20 protein-coding genes are annotated in these 19,566 nt (G+C 43.4%); 5 read left to right on the top strand and 15 right to left on the bottom strand.

Annotated elements, in window-relative coordinates; all coding sequences use genetic code 11:
* Positions 1-23: 23 nt before the first annotated feature.
* Positions 24-1,439, bottom strand: coding sequence for a glucuronate isomerase (gene uxaC / locus EV690_RS08410; RefSeq protein WP_131912536.1), 1,416 nt, complete (start codon positions 1,437-1,439; stop codon positions 24-26).
* A gap of 1,148 nt (positions 1,440-2,587) precedes the next feature.
* On the opposite strand from uxaC, the gene EV690_RS08405 reads away from it, so the two are divergent.
* The 5 genes from EV690_RS08405 (at position 2,588) to EV690_RS08385 (ending at position 6,937) form a co-directional block, all read left to right on the top strand.
* Positions 2,588-3,556, top strand: coding sequence for a TRAP transporter substrate-binding protein (locus EV690_RS08405; protein ID WP_396022834.1), 969 nt, complete (start codon positions 2,588-2,590; stop codon positions 3,554-3,556).
* Positions 3,557-3,614: 58 nt separating this feature from the next.
* Positions 3,615-4,130: a TRAP transporter small permease gene (locus EV690_RS08400; RefSeq protein WP_131912534.1), complete on the top strand. Its 516-nt coding sequence runs from the start codon at positions 3,615-3,617 to the stop codon at positions 4,128-4,130.
* Between the two features lie 5 nt (positions 4,131-4,135).
* Positions 4,136-5,437 carry a TRAP transporter large permease gene (locus EV690_RS08395; protein WP_131912704.1) on the top strand — a complete coding sequence of 434 codons (1,302 nt, stop codon included), beginning with the start codon at positions 4,136-4,138 and terminating at the stop codon, positions 5,435-5,437.
* A 71-nt stretch (positions 5,438-5,508) separates the two neighbouring features.
* Complete coding sequence (exuR, locus tag EV690_RS08390) at positions 5,509-6,297, top strand: transcriptional regulator ExuR (RefSeq protein ID WP_131912533.1); 789 nt, start codon at positions 5,509-5,511, stop codon at positions 6,295-6,297.
* A gap of 175 nt (positions 6,298-6,472) precedes the next feature.
* The gene (locus tag EV690_RS08385) at positions 6,473-6,937 is read left to right on the top strand and encodes a chemotaxis protein CheX (RefSeq protein WP_131912532.1); all 465 of its coding nucleotides are present in this window, start codon (positions 6,473-6,475) and stop codon (positions 6,935-6,937) included.
* Positions 6,938-7,070: 133 nt separating this feature from the next.
* Here the strand turns inward: EV690_RS08385 and EV690_RS08380 are convergent, their stop codons facing one another.
* From EV690_RS08380 to EV690_RS08320, 14 genes are all read right to left on the bottom strand, one after another.
* Positions 7,071-7,676 (bottom strand): peroxiredoxin, encoded by a 606-nt coding sequence (locus EV690_RS08380; protein ID WP_131912531.1) that lies wholly within the window; start codon positions 7,674-7,676, stop codon positions 7,071-7,073.
* A gap of 201 nt (positions 7,677-7,877) precedes the next feature.
* The gene (dnaB, locus tag EV690_RS08375; protein WP_131912530.1) at positions 7,878-9,281 is read right to left on the bottom strand and encodes a replicative DNA helicase; all 1,404 of its coding nucleotides are present in this window, start codon (positions 9,279-9,281) and stop codon (positions 7,878-7,880) included.
* A gap of 78 nt (positions 9,282-9,359) precedes the next feature.
* A complete protein-coding gene (locus tag EV690_RS08370; RefSeq protein ID WP_131912529.1) occupies positions 9,360-10,097 on the bottom strand; it encodes a ferredoxin--NADP reductase in 738 nt (245 codons plus the stop codon).
* 63 nt (positions 10,098-10,160) lie between these two features.
* The gene (locus tag EV690_RS08365) at positions 10,161-11,267 is read right to left on the bottom strand and encodes a YcbX family protein (RefSeq protein ID WP_131912528.1); all 1,107 of its coding nucleotides are present in this window, start codon (positions 11,265-11,267) and stop codon (positions 10,161-10,163) included.
* A 120-nt stretch (positions 11,268-11,387) separates the two neighbouring features.
* Positions 11,388-11,837 carry a 50S ribosomal protein L9 gene (gene rplI, locus EV690_RS08360; RefSeq protein ID WP_131912527.1) on the bottom strand — a complete coding sequence of 150 codons (450 nt, stop codon included), beginning with the start codon at positions 11,835-11,837 and terminating at the stop codon, positions 11,388-11,390.
* Between the two features lie 42 nt (positions 11,838-11,879).
* Positions 11,880-12,107: a 30S ribosomal protein S18 gene (rpsR, locus tag EV690_RS08355; protein ID WP_131912526.1), complete on the bottom strand. Its 228-nt coding sequence runs from the start codon at positions 12,105-12,107 to the stop codon at positions 11,880-11,882.
* A gap of 10 nt (positions 12,108-12,117) precedes the next feature.
* Positions 12,118-12,423: a primosomal replication protein N gene (gene priB / locus EV690_RS08350; RefSeq protein WP_224054925.1), complete on the bottom strand. Its 306-nt coding sequence runs from the start codon at positions 12,421-12,423 to the stop codon at positions 12,118-12,120.
* A gap of 8 nt (positions 12,424-12,431) precedes the next feature.
* Entirely contained in the window at positions 12,432-12,854 is a 423-nt protein-coding gene (rpsF, locus tag EV690_RS08345) for a 30S ribosomal protein S6 (protein WP_131912525.1), read from the bottom strand.
* 499 nt (positions 12,855-13,353) lie between these two features.
* On the bottom strand, positions 13,354-15,336 hold the full coding sequence (locus EV690_RS08340; RefSeq protein ID WP_131912524.1) for a DNA topoisomerase III: 1,983 nt from the start codon (positions 15,334-15,336) through the stop codon (positions 13,354-13,356).
* 622 nt (positions 15,337-15,958) lie between these two features.
* Positions 15,959-16,108, bottom strand: coding sequence for a hypothetical protein (locus EV690_RS18240; RefSeq protein ID WP_165872682.1), 150 nt, complete (start codon positions 16,106-16,108; stop codon positions 15,959-15,961).
* A 35-nt stretch (positions 16,109-16,143) separates the two neighbouring features.
* Positions 16,144-16,668, bottom strand: coding sequence for a hypothetical protein (locus EV690_RS08335; protein WP_131912523.1), 525 nt, complete (start codon positions 16,666-16,668; stop codon positions 16,144-16,146).
* Positions 16,669-17,252: 584 nt separating this feature from the next.
* Positions 17,253-17,849, bottom strand: a complete 597-nt coding sequence (gene wrbA, locus EV690_RS08330; RefSeq protein WP_131912522.1) for an NAD(P)H:quinone oxidoreductase — start codon at positions 17,847-17,849, stop codon at positions 17,253-17,255.
* A 168-nt stretch (positions 17,850-18,017) separates the two neighbouring features.
* Positions 18,018-18,713: an SDR family NAD(P)-dependent oxidoreductase gene (locus EV690_RS08325; protein WP_165872701.1), complete on the bottom strand. Its 696-nt coding sequence runs from the start codon at positions 18,711-18,713 to the stop codon at positions 18,018-18,020.
* A 77-nt stretch (positions 18,714-18,790) separates the two neighbouring features.
* The gene (locus EV690_RS08320; RefSeq protein ID WP_131912520.1) at positions 18,791-19,483 is read right to left on the bottom strand and encodes an HAD family hydrolase; all 693 of its coding nucleotides are present in this window, start codon (positions 19,481-19,483) and stop codon (positions 18,791-18,793) included.
* Positions 19,484-19,566 lie beyond the last annotated feature (83 nt).

The following is a 19,566-nucleotide window of genomic DNA, read 5'->3' as shown; positions in this document are numbered from 1 at the left end:
ATTCCATTGAGCAAGACGCAGACTTATTCACCCAGTTCAACGCCGAAATAATGGCGCGCGTTATTAAAGCAGATATCTTCGACCATTGACCCTAGCCATTTCAGATCATTGGGCGCTTCGCCCGCTGCGACCCAATGCCCTATCATCTGACAGAGGATACGACGGAAATATTCGTGACGTGTATAAGAAAGGAAACTGCGGCTGTCGGTCAGCATCCCTACAAAACGACTTAACAAGCCCAGCTGCGCGAGTTGAGTCATTTGACGCTGCATGCCATCTTTTTGGTCATTGAACCACCAGCCTGATCCAAACTGCATTTTTCCTGGAATAGCATCGCCCTGAAAGTTACCGATCATGGTTCCCAGAACTTCGTTATCGCGAGGGTTCAAACAGAACAAAACCGTTTTGGGTAACTGGTTTGTGGTTGCCTGAGAATCCAGTAACTTGGATAAATTAGCGGCAATGGGTTCATCGTGAATAGAATCAAAACCAGTATCAGGACCTAATTGCCCCAACTGAAATGAGTTGTTATTGCGCAGCGCGCCAATATGATACTGCTGAACCATGCCTCGACGATGATATTCTTGACCTAAGAACAACAACACCGCAGTTTGAAAGGCAGCAACTTGCTCTTTGTTTAACGTTTTACCTGCACGGCGATCGGCAATCATCTGATCCAGTGAGGCTTCATCAGCTTCACCATAAGGAACCGTATCCAACGCATGGTCTGCAATCTTACAACCTAATTTTTGGAAATGATCCAGGCGCTTAGAAAGTGCCGTGGTTAAATCAGTAAAACGATTGATTTCGACATCTGCGGCTTGACCGAGTTGGGTCAGGTAATCAACGAAGATTGGCGCATCGATTTTAAAAGCCTTATCAGGGCGGAAAGATGGCAGAACTTTTACGTTGAAATCACTGTCTTGAGCAATCTGCGAGTGATATTCCAACGAATCGGCTGGATCATCTGTTGTACCAACCATTTTGACATTCATTTGCTCCATGATACCGCGGGCAAAAAACTCTGGCTGTGCGAGTCGTTCATTACACTCGTGCCAGATTGAATCCGCTGTTTTTAACGATAAGAGGCGATCAGTTAAACCAAAAGGACGACGCAACTCTAAGTGAGTCCAGTGAAAAATTGGATTACCAATGGTATAAGGAACAGTCGCTGCAAAGGCTTTAAATTTTTCGTAGTCACTTGCATCACCAGTACAAAAACGTTCTTCGACACCATTAGAACGCATTGCTCGCCATTTGTAATGGTCCCCTTTCAGCCAAATATCATAAAGGTTGTTAAACTGATAATTTTGCGCAATTTGTTCGGGTGGAAGGTGACAATGGAAATCAAAAATTGGCTGATCTTTAGCAAAGTCATGATAAAGATGCCGGGCAAAATCGGTGTCGAGTAAGAAGTCTTCAGTCAAAAACGAGCTCATGATTCACTCCAATAAAAGATGCAAAAGTCCCTGCTAGGTTGCTTAATCGCTGATCGCAGCCATACTGCAGCCATAAATTTGTTATACCAATTATTCTACTTCTTCTAAACACTGTCTACGGATATTCTCTTTTTTGCTAGTTTCATCACAGATTAACGGCAATCATGTCGCCTTTGCTGACTAAAATCACTTTTTCAATATTTCTCTCAGCGATTAAAAATATGTAAGTAATTCAAACCTAATTGTTATACCAATAACTAAAATAAATGACATGATGAGCAACCACAAATTCTCGTTCACGATATAATCCAAAAAATCAATCAAATACCGCTGCGAACACATATCTAAAATAGAAGAGAAAGGTCATGACTCCATCTGTTCAAATAGATTTTATGCTGAAATAATCGCTCGCCAGAAAGACCGATGATCGCCTCCCCCAACCTCATAGAACTTCTTGGCAGTCGCGAAGACTCCCCTGTAAAACCAGTTTCCATGATTCAAAGCACGCCCATATAGAACGAGTATATTTATTTGAAAAGATTCAACTAACGCGCCAATTTCAGAAGAAAACAAGCTGAATCAATACCTGACAATCCTCTCCCTAAGCTAATACCACGGGTCTCAATCCACAACGTTACAAGATACAGTGAATCAAATAGCTCATTGCCAACTTTGGACCGTTAAATTATTTAGCTATCTATAAACCAAATAAAAACCATGGTTTTTCCTGTCAGAATGAAAAAAATCTGCCAATACTCGTCAGTTAAGCTATAAACAGAATCCTTATAAATTTTTTAATATAAAATAAATCATATAGTTAAAATTATTAACTCTAACAAGCTCTGCTTCAGAACATTAAAATAACGCTCATTTAACTTCATATAAACGGATATAACTCAGAGAAGATTAGTCATATAAGTTGACTAAAAAGCGCTAAAAAACGTGATCTAAATCTATTTTATAGCGGATATACGCTATCCACCCACAAAGGCCCTTAAAAATGTGATGGTTCTCAACTTTAATATATATTATACCAATTATATTACTGCGGAATAATTTATAGGACAGGACGTTCCCATCGATTGGTATTGTCTAACGAACCTATCTCTAACCTTTACAAATGGGGTATTAGTTTTATGGAATGGAAAATGAAAGCCTTATCGCTGAGTGTACTGCTCGCAGCGCCTCTCACAATGACCAGTTTGTCTGCTCAAGCAGTCACCCTAAAACTTGCACACAACCTGCAAGCTGACCACGTGGTTGCTGTCACACTGCGCCATATGGCTAAAGAGATCAGTGATAAAACCAATGGCAAAGTAAAAGTTCGGATCTATGGCGATAGCCAAATGGGTGGGCCACGTCAGACTTTGGAAATGCTTCAACAAGGCGCCCTGTCCATGACGAAAGTCAGTGCCAGCGAGTTAGAACCATTTGAGCCAGCTTTCTCTATTTTTAGCTTGCCTTATCTGTTCCGCAGCCCAGAGCACTTTGACAAAGTCGTGTTTGGTCCAGTCGGACATGCACTAGAACAACTACCAAAGAAAAATGGTTTTGTTTTATTAGCGGCGTATGAAGCAGGAACGCGAAGCTTCTACGGTAAAAAACCAATTCGTGAACCCGCAGATGTAAAAGGTCTGAAAATTCGGGTGGTCTCAACCCCCACAACCAACAAAATGGTTGAATTACTAGGTGGCTCGCCAGCGCCAATTCCATTTGGTGAAGTCTATACCGCACTCCAGCAAGGTGTGGTTGATGCGGCAGAAAACAATATTCCGTCTTATGTTCAGACTCGCCACGTTGAAATTGCGAAATACTATTCAGAAGACCAGCATACCGCCGTCCCCGATTTTCTAGCCATCTCAACCATGGCGATGCAACGGCTCAGCCCTGAGCAACAAGAAATCGTCAAACAAGCGGCTCGTGACTCTGAAAAATACGAGAAAAAACTGTGGACTGCTCAGGTTCAAAAATCGAAAGCAGAGGCCATTAAACTCGGAGCAACTTTCATCAAAGTTGATAAACCAGCATTTCAACAAGCCATGAAACCACTTTGGGATGAATTTAAAAAAGATCCTGTTAAATCGAAATGGCTCAACAAAATCGAGGCCGTTAAATAGTCATCTTCCCAAAGACGAAACAGCCGGACCCCCATGTCCGGTTATGCAGGAGTATAAAATGCGTCTGGAATCCTTTAAAAAACCCGTTGATTTAGTCGTTGCTACAATTTGTATTGTTGTTATGACCTCTTTGGTGATCTGCGTTGTCTGGCAGGTATTTAGCCGCTGGATACTTAACGCCCCGAGTACCTTCACCGATGAGCTCGCACGTTTTAGTATGATCTGGGTAGGCTTGCTAGGCGCAGCTTATACCGTCGGCGCGCAACGTCACTTGGCAATAGACTTAGCGGTTGCTCATCTTACGGGCATAAAAAAACAAATGTGCACCATTTATACCAATCTTTGTGTTTTAGCATTTGCCGCTAGCGCAATGATTTGGGGCGGCATTCATTTAGCAACTCGCGTGATGCAAAGTGGCCAAGTGTCGCCAGCTATGCAAATTCCCATGGCTTACGTCTATATCGTTCTGCCTCTGGCGGGCTCAATTATGTGCTACTACAGCCTGCTGTTTATTTTCGAAGCAATTATCAATATTAATCAACCTGACGATGGCGTTCACGAGGAGCAAGCATAATGGATATGGAATGGTTGACGGCGCTGATTATGTTCGGCAGCTTCTTTATATTGGTCTTTAGTGGCGTGCCAATTTCGTTTTCAATTGGCTTATCATCATTATTGGCATGTTTTACCTTACTTCCGCCTCAGGTTGCCTTAGCAATTTTGGGACAAAAAGTTGCAACAGGCTTAGATAGCTTTTCGTTATTGGCAATTCCATTCTTCATTTTGGCTGGAATTTTAATGAACAACGGCGGGATAGCCCAACGCTTGATCAACTTCTCTCAAGTGCTCGTCGGTCGGATGCCTGGTTCTCTGGGCCATGTCAACGTCATGGCAAACATGATGTTCGGTTCTATCTCGGGTTCGGCGGTTGCAGCATGTGCAGCAGTCGGCGGCACCATGGCGCCAATGCAGAAAAAAGCGGGTTATCCCGCGCCATACTCAGCAGCAATTAATGTGACATCTTGTATCACCGGGCTGTTGATTCCACCGTCAAATGTGTTAATTGTCTATGCCTTAACGGCTGGCGGTTTGTCCGTTGCAGCCTTATTTATGGCAGGTTACATTCCAGGGCTCCTGATGGGCTTGGCTGTCATGGTTGTGGGTGCCGTGATCGCAAAACGCCGAAATTATCCAGTTGCGCCACGCCCAACCTTCAAACAGATTGTTAAAGCATTCTTGGATGCGCTGCCCAGTATGTTGTTAGTCGTGATCGTCATGGGTGGAATTTTAGCAGGCATTTGCACAGCCACTGAAGCTTCAGCAGTTGCCGTAGTCTATACCTTTATCCTATCTGTGTTTGTCTATCGCGAGATCAAACCGAAACAACTACCTAAAATTATCCTTGAATCGGTGGTGATGACGTCTATCGTATTGATGCTAATAGGCGTCTCGGTTGGAATGTCTTGGGTGATGACAGACGCAGAGATCCCCAATACTATTGCCGAAGGGCTATTGTCAGTATCCAGTAACCCCTTTGTGATTCTATTGATGATCAACATTATCTTGTTAATCGTCGGGATATTTATGGATATGACTCCGGCAGTTCTGATCTTTACCCCTATCTTCTTGCCCATTGCAACTCGCATTGGTATGGATCCGGTACATTTTGGTATTATGATGGTGGTTAACTTATGTATTGGCTTATGTACACCACCTGTAGGTAGTGCGTTGTTCGTTGGTTGCTCGGTCGCTAATCTGAAAATTCAGAATTTAATTAAGCCAATGCTGCCATTTTTTGCGGCGCTGGTCGTATCGTTACTGTTAATTACCTATATTCCAGAATTGAGTCTGTTTTTACCTAAGTTATTTGGGTTATATTAAAACCCGTTACTCTGGGGAGATAAGCTCCTCAGAGTATGTCTTCGTTGAATCTGTGAGTAGGATTTAGATCTGTGAACAATATCGATGCGAATTTTCATCCCAAAAGGCTCTACCAATCTATTGCAGCCAATCTAAAAGCTCAGATTGCATCGGGCATTTATCAGGTTGGAGATAGGCTACCAGCAGAGCGACTCATCGCTGAAACGATGAATGTCAGCCGAACGGTTATTCGTGAGGCAATTATCATGCTGGAAGTCGAAGGGTTAGTCGAAGTCCGCAAAGGCTCAGGAATCCATATCATCGCATCTCAAGCCTCATCCGTTGCTGAAACACCTGAAAACGCCAATGATGGATTATTAACCGCAGGTCCATTTGAGCTATTACAAGCCAGGCAGCTTATAGAAAGTAATATTGCCGAATTTGCAGCAACCCAGGTTACCAAGCAAGATATCCTAGAATTAACTCGAATCGTTGAACAAGGCCGTTATGAAGACCGAGCACGAGATTCAGCTTGGGATAAGCAATTCCATATCCAAGTTGCCAAAGCAACTCAAAATTCGGTTCTCGTGATTGTTACGGAGAATCTCTGGGTGCATCGCGATCAAAATCCCTACTGGTTGAAACTTCATTCTCATATTGACGATAAAGCGATGGACAGTTGGACATCGGATCATGAACAGATTTTAAGAGCACTGATGCGTAAAGATCCTCGGGAAGCAAAACTGACCACCTGGCAGCATCTGGAAAATACCAAAGAGATGCTCTTTAAAGCCACTAATTTTGATGGTGATCAGCAAGATGACCGCTATCTATTTTCGGACAATCCCGTTATCCATTTAAATAAATTAGCTAAAAAATAACCTAACTCACTGACTTTACTGCCGAATAGCTCACATATAAGTTGATCCTATAAAGATATGCTGACATCATAATTTAACTTTATTCACATCGTCAGTTATATTGACTATGGTTTAAGAGGTGGATGGTAGAATTTAGCATTCTGCCTATATTCTCGGTGAAGGATATCAAACGATTATGGAAGCAAAGTTCGTCAACCCATTTTTAAGCTCATTACTCAATGTCATTAGTACCATGGCTCAGCTTGAACTTAAGCCTCAAGCGCCGAAACTTAAAAAAGACGACGTTGCCCGAGGGGATGTTTCTGGTGTCATTGGGATGATAGGTCCAACAACAAAAGGCTCTTTTTCAGTCAGCTTTGATAAGTCATTGTCTCTTGAAATCATGCGACGCATGTTAGGAGAACAACCCAAGTCCATTAATGATGAAGTGACCGATATGGTGGGTGAAATTACTAATATGGTGACAGGTGGAGCCAAACGCATTCTAGCTGAGCAAGGGTATGAATTTGATATGGCAACCCCCATCGTTGTCTCCGGCCCAGGCCATACGATTCAGCATAAGACTGATGGCGCAAAGATCCTAATGCCTTTTACATCTGACTATGGCCACGCAACCATTGAGATCTGCTTTGACAAATAGCACGGCTAAGCCAACTGCCCTTAAGGGTAAGTTTGCACTAAAGGTTGTGTAACAATACTTTTTGCGTTTCTAAACACCCACTAAAAAGCCCGCGTAAAGCGAGCTTTTTATGCGCAATGCAAATTTTATCAGATTACAGGCTATCTGCATTTTCTGACAAATAAGCAGCCACACCATCAGGTGATTCTTTCATACCTTTTTTACCAGATTCCCATTGCGCTGGGCATACTTCACCGTTTTCCTGATGAAATGCCAAAGCATCAACCATACGCAACATTTCATCGATATTACGACCCAATGGTAGATCGTTCACGACCTGGTGACGAACAACACCATCTTCATCAATCAGGAATGAACCACGGAAAGCAACACCGGCTTCAGGATGTTCAACATCATATGCTTGGCAAATTTCATGCTTAACATCAGCAATCAGTGGGAACTTGACAGCCCCAATACCACCATCTTTAGTCGCAGTGTTACGCCATGCATTATGAGTAAACTGAGAGTCGATTGAAACACCGATCACCTCAACACCTCTTTTATTGAACTCAGCCAAACGGTGGTCAAAAGCAATAATTTCAGATGGGCAGACAAAGGTGAAGTCCATTGGATAGAAGAAAACTACCGCTTTTTTACCTTTAGTGGCTTCTTTAAAGTTGAAACTATCAACGATTTCACCAGTACCTAAGACGGCAGGAGCAGTAAAATCAGGAGCAGGACGACCTACTAAAACGCTCATATTCTTTTCCTCAATGCTTGCATTTGTGATAAAAATTTCATTGTTCTAAGAGTAAAACAATGCCCTATCAAAAAACTCTTTCATTATATATGGGGATGGATCAAATGTTTTCAACATTTGAAGAATATTTTTGAAATTTTATTAACGTCTCAACTACATTCGGCCCATTGCCGGATAAAATCAGAAAATCTCTTCACTCAATTATTCAAAATCGTCGAACTCGGGTCCAGCATAATTATCAAATCGGGAAAAATGTCCTTGAAATGTTAAAGGGACCTTGCCAATCGGACCATTACGCTGTTTGCCAATAATGACTTCTGCCAACCCTTTGTTATTTGGATCGTCATGATAAACTTCATCGCGATAGATAAACATAATTAAGTCAGCATCTTGCTCAATGGAGCCTGATTCTCGCAAATCTGAGTTGACAGGACGTTTATCTGAACGCTGTTCTAGACTTCGGTTTAACTGTGAGAGAGCCACAACTGGCACACTCAACTCTTTGGCTAATGCTTTTAGTGAGCGTGAAATTTCAGCAATCTCTAACGTCCGGTTTTCGGCCATTCCGGGAACCTGCATCAACTGCAAGTAGTCGATCATAATCAGACTTAACCCACCATGTTCACGAGCAATTCGCCTCGCTCTGGAGCGCACTTCAGTGGGAGTCAGACCTGACGAGTCATCGATATACATTTTCCCTTTGTCAGCCACCAACCCCATTGTCGATGACAAGCGCGCCCAATCATCATCATCAAGATTTCCGGTCCGGATTTTAGTTTGATCGATACGCCCTAATGAAGCCAGCATACGCATCATAATCTGTTCAGAAGGCATCTCTAAGCTGAAAACCAACACCGGCTTATTCTGCGTCATCGCCGCATACTCAGCTAGATTCATGGCGAAAGTGGTTTTACCCATGGAGGGACGCGCAGCAACGATCACCAAATCCGCAGGCTGCAAGCCACTGGTCATTTTATCCAGATCGGTAAACCCTGTAGAAACCCCAGTAACACCACCTTCACCAGGGCTCTTATAAAGCTCTTCAATACGATCTAACGTCTCGGCTAACAGGGTTTTTACCCCTTGTGGCCCTTCATCATTGGTCGTACGAGCCTCAGCAATGTGAAACACTCTGCTTTCAGCGAAATCTAATAGCTCACTACTTTTTCGCCCTTGAGGTTCATAGCCAGCATCAGCAATCTCATGGGCGACACTAATCAACTCTCGAGTCACCGCTCGCTCACGAACGATCTCCGCATAGGCACGAATATTCGCTGCACTCGGGGTATTTTTAGCAATTTCCCCCAAATAGGCAAAACCACCGATATCTTCCAACTGCTCTTGACGCTCCAGTTCTTCTGAAACGGTCACTAAATCAATCGGGTTTCCCTGCTCGGCAAGCCGATGCATCGCAGCAAAAATCAACCGGTGCTGGCGTGAATAAAAATCCTGCTCAACGACCTGCTCTGCGACATCATCCCAGGAGTTGTTATCAAGCATCAAGCCACCCAGCACGGCTTGTTCTGCTTCAAAAGAATGTGGTGGAACTTTTAACGCCGAAACCTGGGCATCGGAAGGTCTTGTTTTATTATTTCGTTCAGCCATCTATGACTCACTTATTCAAACTGCCCGGCTATTATCCATAAAAAGAGCAGCGCTTCAATTAACTATCTTCCTCAAAAATTACCAGTAATTTTCAACGGTCAGTTGTCCCGGTTTACGACGTAAGTTACGCGCAAAATTGCGATCTTTGAGCATCTCACGTGTTTGTTTGACCATCGCTGGATTACCGCAGATCATCACCTGACACAGCTCAGAGGAAAGCGTGAATTGACCATATTCAGTTAGCTCTTCGGTCGCTATTGCATCAGTGATTCTGCCAAACAGCCCATCCTCGGGGGATTCACGGCTCACTAACGGAATGAACTGAAAATTAGCGTGTTCCTCAGCAATCTTATCAATCAACTGCTGATAGTTTATATCCTGGTTATAGCGAACCCCTTGGACCAATGTAATCCGCTCAAATTGCTGCCAGCATTGTTGCTCCTGTAGCATGGCCAAAAATGGACCAACCGCAGTACCTGTGGATAGCATCAACAAATGGTGGGCTTTTGGTACTTCATCTAGCGTAAAAAAACCACTGGCGTGATCAGCGATTTGCAACTCGCTTCCCAAGGGCACCCGCGCTAACTGAGGTGATAATTGCCCACCCGCGACATCGACCAAATAAAATTCATGCAAACTTGTCGATGGCGAATTGACAAACGAATAGGCTCTTTTGACTAATTCACCATCCATCATCATTCCAAGTTGGGCATATTGCCCAGCCTTATACGGCTCGAGTTTGGCCTCGACCTTGATTGAAAAAAGTGTCTCTGTCCAAAACTGACGTTCAACGAGTTTTGCTTTTAACCACTGCATAACACCTCCTGATGCTAGGGGCCCTATCAAGTTTGTTTAAACACACGCTAAAAGATAAAAGTCTTAGTCTTCCAGAGCAATCACCAAATCACTTCGAGCAAAACAACTACACGCGAGAATATAGCCTTGTTCTATTTCCTGCTCAGTTAATGCATAGTCAGCACCCACTTCAACTTCGCCACTAAGAAGTTTCACCCGACAGGTACCGCAACTCCCCCCGCGACAACTACTCGCAAGCGCAACTCCAGCCGCCTCAGCAACTTCCAAGATCGTCTCATTCGCCGCGCTTCTAGCATTTAATGTCATCGGTTCAAAAGTAATCGTATATTGCTCTTGTTCCTCATCAGGGAGTGGCTGATATTGCTCAGCAGGTCGAGATTGCAGTACCTCAACTTGATCACCTTTGACCACTCGCCCAGGCTGGGTTACTACAAAATATTGACCAAAGATCACCTTGCCATCACTGACGCGGCGATGCAACTTTGTCAAAGAACGAAGCGGCTCTTGGTTCGGATCAGGTTGTGCAAACTCGACATCCGTATTAATCACCGGGCAACGTGCGCAACCTTTCACCGCTAACAGCTCCACTTCCCCAATGCGGATACGTTGCCACGTTTCTTCAGCAAAGGCTGAATCGGCATCGACGACTAGGTTGGGTCTAAATTGCTCAATTTTATCAACGCGCCCCGTATAAGCATTCAAAGCTTCAAGAGACTGCCGGCTAGCAACTAGCACGGGCGCACTATCTGAAAAACTAACGGGATATTCAGGAAGACTATTCACCTGGCGATGAGAATTTTGGTCATAAAAGCAAAGCCTAAAATCCCCACCTAAAAAGTCACTGATCCAGCTATTGGCCTTGTCACCTAAGCTTTTGGCATTGACATCTGAGCGCCAAACTCTCACATCAACTCGCCCATCATCAGCAGTTAAATCGACTTTTAGCTCAGGCATATTCGGCGCCGAAAAAATTACCGATTGCTCATTATCAATCCGGCATGTAACCAACACAAGTTTCGGGAATTTTTTGCCATTGACGAATTGTCCCCGGTGGGTCACCGCCATAAAACGACGGTCCCCTTGGACCCCTAAGCTACCAAGTTTAGCCTCAAGCATTGGATTCGCGCGGCAACCTTTAAGGGGGTAATTAAACAGACTTTCAACCCTCATCAAATCATCCTTTTTATAAATGAATGCTTATAACCCTAGCTGAACAGTCACGCCTTGCCAATAGGCATAAAAAAACCACGCTTAAAAGCGTGGTTTTCACGTTTAAAATCAGCTTTATGCTTATTCAGCAGCAACAACAACTTTAACAGTTGATGTGACATCAGCATGAACCTGAACGTCGATCTCATACTCACCAGTGTTACGCAGAACACCGTTAGGCAGACGAACTTCAGATTTAGCAACTTCAACACCGGCAGCACTAATTGCATCAGCAATATCACGCGTACCGATAGAACCGAACAGTTTACCTTCATCACCAGCTTTAGAAGTGATGGTAACCTGTGCTAAGTCTGTTAACTGCTGGCCACGAGCTTCTGCTTTAGCCAGAGTTTCAGCCAAGTGGCGTTCGTATTCAGCACGACGTGCTTCAAAATGTTCCAGGTTAGCTTTAGTTGCAGGAACAGCTTTACCTTGTGGGAACAAATAGTTACGAGCATAACCAGGTTTTACAGACACTTTGTCGCCCAGGCTACCCAGGTGACCAATTTTGTCCAAAAGAATAATATCCATTACCTTTCCTCGAAAGTTTTATAATTGAGTTAGGCCAATGCCTTACTTGTGCAAATCAGTGTAAGGCAGCAGAGCCAGGTAACGAGCACGTTTGATAGCACGTGCCAGTTGGCGCTGATATTTTGCGCTTGTACCAGTAATACGACTAGGTACGATTTTACCACTTTCAGTGATGTAATTTTTTAAAGTAGTGATATCTTTATAATCGATTTCAACTACGCCTTCAGCCGAAAAACGGCAGAATTTACGACGACGGAAAAAACGTGCCATAAGTTTATCCTCAAGCTAACAATTCTATGTGTTGGGCATGCAGAACCAGTTTTGATTCACCGTTTCTGGAACGTTGGGTTTGTAAAAAACCACGAACGCGCACTGTGCACCCCATTTCTAACGGGAGTAATTGTTTGCTAAATTTATCTCCACTAGCTACCACTGCGATGAAGCACTGGGCTGAGCGAACAAATCCAGCTTCGGTTTGTTGTGAACGGTGGCTGAGCCAAAACTGACAATGCTCAATACCGCTCGGACTCTTGCGATAACGTGGTACTTTAGTAAGCGTACCCACAATTACCAGCGAGTTTTCCACAACCGCTATTACTCAGCTGCTTCTTCGCTCTGCTCCACATTCTCTTCAGAGTCATCTGAATGAGATCTTGCTGGAGCGTCTTCACGATGGTCACGACGAGCTGGGCGATCATCTTTTGCTTTAGCAATTGGTGATGCTTCAGTTTCAGCGTGTTTTTTACGCATAATCATGTTACGGATAACGGCATCGTTGAAACGAAATGCGCTTTCCAACTCTTCAACTACTTCTGCAGTGGCTTCGATGTTCAACAGAACATAATGCGCTTTGTGCAGTTTTTCAATTGGGTAAGCCAGTTGACGGCGGCCCCAGTCTTCCAAGCGATGAATGATGCCGTTTTGGCCTTCAATAATGCCTTTGTAACGGTCGATCATACCTGGAACTTGTTCGCTCTGATCCGGATGGACCATGAATACGATTTCGTAATGACGCATGATTGCTCCTTACGGGTTTGCAGCCTCTCTCGGCGTACAGTCAAACGCGTGGAGGCAAGGAACGAATATGAAGTAACTGTTTTGAGGGCGCAGATTTTACACAATGACCCTTTTATGTGCAATCTATTATTGCTAAATTTCGGTATTATCTGACGAGGTTATAAGCGAGCTTGGTATAGCAATCGCTCAAAAGTCTTAAGAAAGGAATGGACTCAATTTTATGTCCGTTTGATAAACGGGTTACATATGTACTTAAGTAAGCCATGCTATTAGCACGGAAACAAAATCCGGCGACCTTATTTATCTTCCATACCGGGAAAACAACAAAGATTGACGTCATTATTTCACTCAGTAAATTGAGCATGCTCTCTTGAATATCAGGGAAAACCGACTAAAAATAGTAATATTATCAATAGCCAAATAAAACTCTATCAACACACTCAATAAAATCACCGCATTCTGCTCTTCACTTTCCCAATAGCAAATAGACCTGCACACTCTATTCACTCGTTGTCTTTTGCGGGGATCGAGCCACCTTGGTTTTAGAGCCCTTCTTAGTCGTTGTTTTTGCTTTTCCCCGATAAGATCGCTTGCGCCGAAACGCTGGCTTACTGGTTTTAACACCCGCAAGAGCTTGTGGCAATGTTTCACTCACTTGGGTAATTAAGCCATTAATCCGCTCCAGCAATGGCACCATAAAGGTTTGATATTTGATCTCCTTACGGCAGATCGCATCGAGGCTGCTCTCCCACTGTGCGGTCATATCTGGCAATGTTGCTTCGATTGGCAAACTATTAATAAGCCCTTTACCGGCATCGGTGGCTAAAATAGTTTTTCCCTGACGGCTTAAAAAACCCCGTTTACACAGCAGTTCGATAATGCCTGCTCGGGTGGCCTCCGTTCCTAAGCCATCCGTTTCTTTGAGCACTTTGCGGATCTGCGGATCACTAACATAGCGACTAATACCGGTCATGGCACTTAATAAGCTAGCATCCGTAAAATGCTTCGGAGGCTGTGTGATTTTTTCTTGCACCTCACCACGTTCACATGTCAGTGGCTGCCCCTGTTTTAACTCGGGAAGCTGCGGCTGACGCTCTTCATCATCCTGGCCACTCGGGTCCCGGCAAAATAATTGCTTCCAGCCTAATTGCTGATCGCGTTTGCTGGAGGTTTTAAAGGTACCACCGGCGATCATCACCGTAACCTTTGTATCCCAGTAAATATAGGCCTCATAGAACTGCGCCAAATATTGCCGAGCGACCTGCAAATACACCTGCCGCTCACGCGTTGATAATCCCGCTAAGTTAGCAGCTTTCGCGGTTGGAATAATAGCGTGGTGTGCATCCACTTTACTATCGTTCCAGGCTTTCGATTTAAGAGACGGATTCGGGGCATCGCAACCTTGTATCAGTTCACTAGCGCCCTGCTCGATGGCTTTCAAAACTTTGCCGGCATCAGCCAACTGCTCCTGCGGTAGATAACGGCTATCGGAACGTGGATAGGTGATGAGCTTATAGCGTTCATACAACGCCTGAGCGGAATCTAGCACCTCCTGAGCGCTCAAACCAAAGCGCTTGTTACAATCGATCTGTAATGATGACAAGTTATACGGGAGTGGCGGAGACTGGCGCTTTTGCTTTTGCTCAACACTTTCAACCGTTGCCCTCTGCCCGGCGATGCGGCTGACGACATTTTCGGCCAAGCCTTTAACCAGCACCCGGCCATCTTCATCCATCCACGGCTGACAAGCCTCACTTGGCTTCCACTTCGCTTTAAAGCTCTCACCCCGCTCGGTTTGGAGCTCAGCCTCGACCTCATAAAACGGTTTAGGCTGAAAATCGTTGATCGTTTCATCCCGACGGACGACAAGTCCCAATACTGGCGTTTGAACTCGTCCCACCGAAAGCACCCCCTGAAAACCGACTTTGCGCCCTTGCAGGGTGAAAGCGCGGGTCAGGTTCATCCCATAAAGCCAATCAGCGCGACTACGCGCCAAAGCTGATGTCGAAAGAGGGACAAATTCATGGTTGCTGCGCTGCGCCCCTAAAGCGCGCTTCACCGCGCTGGGGTTGAGATCGCTAATCAGCAGACGCTGAGTGTTGGCCAACTTGGTTTTACTGACTTTAAGATAAGCCAACACCTCATCAACCAGCAGTTGACCTTCGCGATCCGGATCGCCGGCATGGACCAACTGCTCAGCCTGAGCCACCAGCTTTTTAAGTACTTTAAGTTGCCCGGCAGTCGTTTTTTTCGGTTTGAGCTGCCATATATCAGGAACAATCGGCAGATCGGCTAACTTCCATGATTTATATTTGGCATCATAAGCATCCGGCTCAGCCTGTTCCAGCAGATGCCCCACACACCAAGAGACGCAATCACCATTAGCCGCTTCAACGTAACCTTCCTGTTTACGCAGTGGTTTCGGGAGTACGTCCGCAATCGCACGGCCAAGGCTGGGTTTTTCTGCAATATATAAGATCATAGCGCCACAGATACTGTATAAAATTACAGTAAATTTAACGAACCATGAAAAGAAGTGCAATCGCTCTGTGAAATCTTTCTATTCCGATAGCGTCACTCTCACCGCACTCTTAAGGCACTGTAACTACCCCGTATTTAAAGCCACATATCAGCGATTGCTTGATGCTGGAAACCCCAAAGTTGCCATTATAGCCTGAGTAAGAAAGATGGTTGTGATACTAAATTCTATATTGATAGATGCCGTCATATAGGATGAGAGCATAGCTAAAAATAAGCTAGTGACGCCATAGTCTCTTGGTATGTTTATTGGATTGCCATAAACTTATTTTTGACTTCAGATACGATTCTTTGCGCTATTTCAGCTCGTTCTTTAGTAAATGTATCTGAATGACCGTAGCAAAACTGAACTGGGTTTCCTCCCAGATTCTTAGCATAAGTAAATTCAATACCGTCTAGATACTCATCATGTAGCCTAAGTAATTCGTTCACATAACGAATACTTAGTGTATTTTTTGAACTAACAATTTTTTATCTTCTCGGCAATTTTCGTAAAAATTAACCTAGATTTTAAGCTCGTTCACCACTTGAACAAGAATTGAACGAAGTATTCTCGAACTCAGCCATTACGAATCACCTTCGGCGAGGAGAGCTGAAATCTGATATCTTTGACCTTCGGTCAGTTGCTGATAACTCATGGTAATATAGCTTTGATTTTGGCGATGAGAAGCATACCACTCGATCAGTCGCTGACTTTCTCTCACTAGTTCAACCATGAGTGTTGCACTTATTATCTGAATTCAGCGTTCACTTATAAAAATTCACTATCTTCATCCTGATTTTTATCTTTATTTTTATTCTTAGAAAGATGTTTAGCAGCTTTGGCTCTCATCGTGTCTATGCAATATTTAGCTCCCAACAGGCTAAACCGAGACACCTTAAATTGTCCACTTTCCATAGGAACCACTACACCTAATTTAGAACTAGTTCTCACGATCTGATCTATTTTATCGAAATTATTAAAAATAAGAACATTTTGATGATCGACTTTATTTCCACATGACAAGGTGAGATTTAATGCCCCCTGTTCACTATTGACTAATACTGGATATTGATGCCCTTTATGACAGGTAATATCTATCCCAATCAAAAACAGGCAACTCTTATTTTTAAAATAACAATATTCACCAAAGACATGGCCACTTTTGTTTTTAGTTGCAGCGTAATAATAACTATCACCTTCTGTATTAACGGCCCAATCTTTATAGATTTTTATCTTTGCCGATATTGGAAAACAAACCATCATAGAAATTAAGATAACAATAAATCGATTCATAATAATCCCTTATATTTTACAGCGATAACGATTTGGTAAGAGTACAACCCGATGAACGCCCCAATCTAGCTCATATTTTTATCCCTTTAACGTTTGGTTATGCCCGATTTCAAATAATAAGTGCGACACTTAAGAAAAGGCGTAGAAGAGGAAACCAACTGCTGAAAGTGGTACGCTCTTCTCGCCAAAGAAACAAACAGTACGGCCAGTTATCTGGCAGTTCACCTAGGGTGAAAAGATATCAAATTTCGACCCTTTTGGAACTGGGAATCTCTATCTCTGAAATTACCCAAAAAATAAAGTTGTCGATTTAATTTCTTATATTGCTAACTCATGAGCTTATTTATGGTGCGCTCTACATAGATTCTCACTGTTGGTATTTTAGTTAATGGAAAGGCCTTGTTGATCAAATCTGTGTGACAAACGCCGTTTTTCCAAGGCCTTATTCACATCATTGGGTTGCCTAATGAACAGACATACCGAGTCTGTTCATATATGCTTAAAACACAACAGAGGCCAGATACAAACAGGGCAGACCTTAAGACCAGCCCTTTGGGTTAGCAAATGCATGCTCTCACTTTATCTCATGCACTGAGTTTCGCGGCAATTTCTGCCACATGACGACCTTGGAAACGAGCCATTGCCACCTCTTTCTGTGATGGTTGGCGGCTACCATCAGCGCCCGCAATGGTACCAGCACCTAATGGAGAGCCACCTTTCAATTCACTTATATCGGCCAATTCAGGACAAGAGTAAGGTAAGCCAACAACAACAAAACCATGATGGAATAAGGTTGTATGGAAGGATTGGATCGTGGTCTCATTGCCACCGCCAGTCCCGGTTGAAGTGAACACACTACCAACTTTACCGACTAACTTACCTTTGGCCCATAAGCCGCCGGTCATATCGAGAAAATTTCTCATCTGAGCGGCCATGTTACCAAAGCGCGTAGGCGAGCCAAAAATGACAGCATCATAATCAACCAGATCGTCAGGCTTCGCAATTGGTGCGGCTTGATTCAATTTGACCCCTGCGTTTCTCGCCACATCCTCTGGCATCAATTCAGGAACACGCTTAATATCTACCTGAGCACCGCTACTACGAGCACCTTCAGCTACTTCATTCGCCATTGCCTCAATATGACCATAACTTGAGTAATACAATACTAATACTTTCGTCATCTTCCTCTCCTTTTGTCGTCCAGTCATTAATCCTAGTCGTTGAACCTAAGAATGAAAGCTGGGAAGTCCACAATGAATTCTTTTGAGTTTTGACATTCAACAGCTAGTTGATATGGCTTCCTTGATACTTCAGCAGCTTGAGCAATAAATTCGTTTTGTTAAATTGAATTACCACGGGAGCAGGCCCGTTTCTAAACTAATAAAATCCCGATTATTTAGACTATTACTTTTTACCAATTCGACCAACTTTTTAGCGGATGCACTTGGTGTCATATGCGCGTCAGTCGAAGCCATTTTTGTCAATAATCGACCTGGGTGAATAGACACAACCTTAATACCAATATCTTCTAAATCATCAGCCAAACACAAAGAGAGCATATTTTGCGCCGCTTTACTAATACGATAGGAATATGAACAACCACTTCCTTTTGCGGCTAACTCTGATTGCATAGAGAGTGACCCACGCCGTGAGCTAATGTTGATGACAAGTGGCGATAACGAGCGTTTTAACGCGTTCAAACTGCCTTTTACTGTAGAAAGTACAGCGATGCAATTTGTCTCGAACTCTTTTCGTAAATACTGCGCTTGTGTCGATTCGAGCGAAGGCGCTTTTGTGCCCGAACCTGCATTATTAATGACGACATCTACTGTCTGTTCACTAAGCCACCGACCTAGTGTTGATTGATAGTTCTCATCAGTGACATCGCAAACCAGTACACACGCTGTCGGGAACTTATTGAGTAAGCTCGTTTTTGATCCCTCTGAGCGCACGACTAACAGCAGTGAAAAACCGTTATTTAAAAATTGCTCTGCAAGCGCTAATCCTAGCCCTCTACTTGCACCAGTAATCAATACTTTCTTCATAACATTCATTGGTAATTTAACGTTGCCAGAATTTGCCGACTGAAGCAGAGCGTAAGGCGGTCAAATTGATGGCTTTGTTAAGGGGTTTTAAGCACTCTGGTTAATTCTGATAAATAATGAATTTTAAAGCAATTATCAGGCACTGCTAGCTCTGAATTAAACCCCGTAAGAAGTACGCTATACATACCTGCATCTAGCGCTCCTTGGCTATCTATAACTGGATGATCTCCAACATAAACGCATTCTTGAGGAGAAAAACCGGCTTTATTTGCTGTTTTAATGAAGATGTCTGGATTCGGTTTTTTCACTCCAAATTCTTCGGAGCTAACCAAATTACTAATTAAACCATTAAAACTTGTTGATTTTAATGTATTTTCCCTACTCAACTTGGAGCCATTGGAAATAATTCCAATATAATAACCGTTGTCAAACAACCAATTGAGCAGTCTGTTTGCCCCCGGCATCTCAACGGTAGACTTTGGAAATTGTTCTCTCCAATAAGTTGTAATTTCACTAGAGCTTATTTCTTTTGACCACAATAAACTGGATCTCAATTCACAACCTATTGCTTCATAAATTTTCTTATATTTAGATCCCTTAGCTAGATAACCTCCGTTATCAACCTGTTGGATCAGTGACGCAACTTTGTGCCAAGAAACACTAACTAAATAATCGGAATAATGAGCGACAAATGTGCGAGCAAATCTTTCTATACTTGCTATTCGATCAACTAATGTATTATCTAGATCAAAATATATTGCTTTAATCATCCGTTAATTCAACTCTCTAACGCCAAATTAAGATGTGAACAATGCTGACACCTCAGCTAACCCATTGTGCTATAAACACTAAA

This window comes from Celerinatantimonas diazotrophica (assembly GCF_004339545.1).
GTDB lineage: Bacteria > Pseudomonadota > Gammaproteobacteria > Enterobacterales > Celerinatantimonadaceae > Celerinatantimonas > Celerinatantimonas diazotrophica.
Note: the sequence above shows the minus strand (reverse complement) of the source record. Positions and strands in the feature narration are given on the sequence as shown.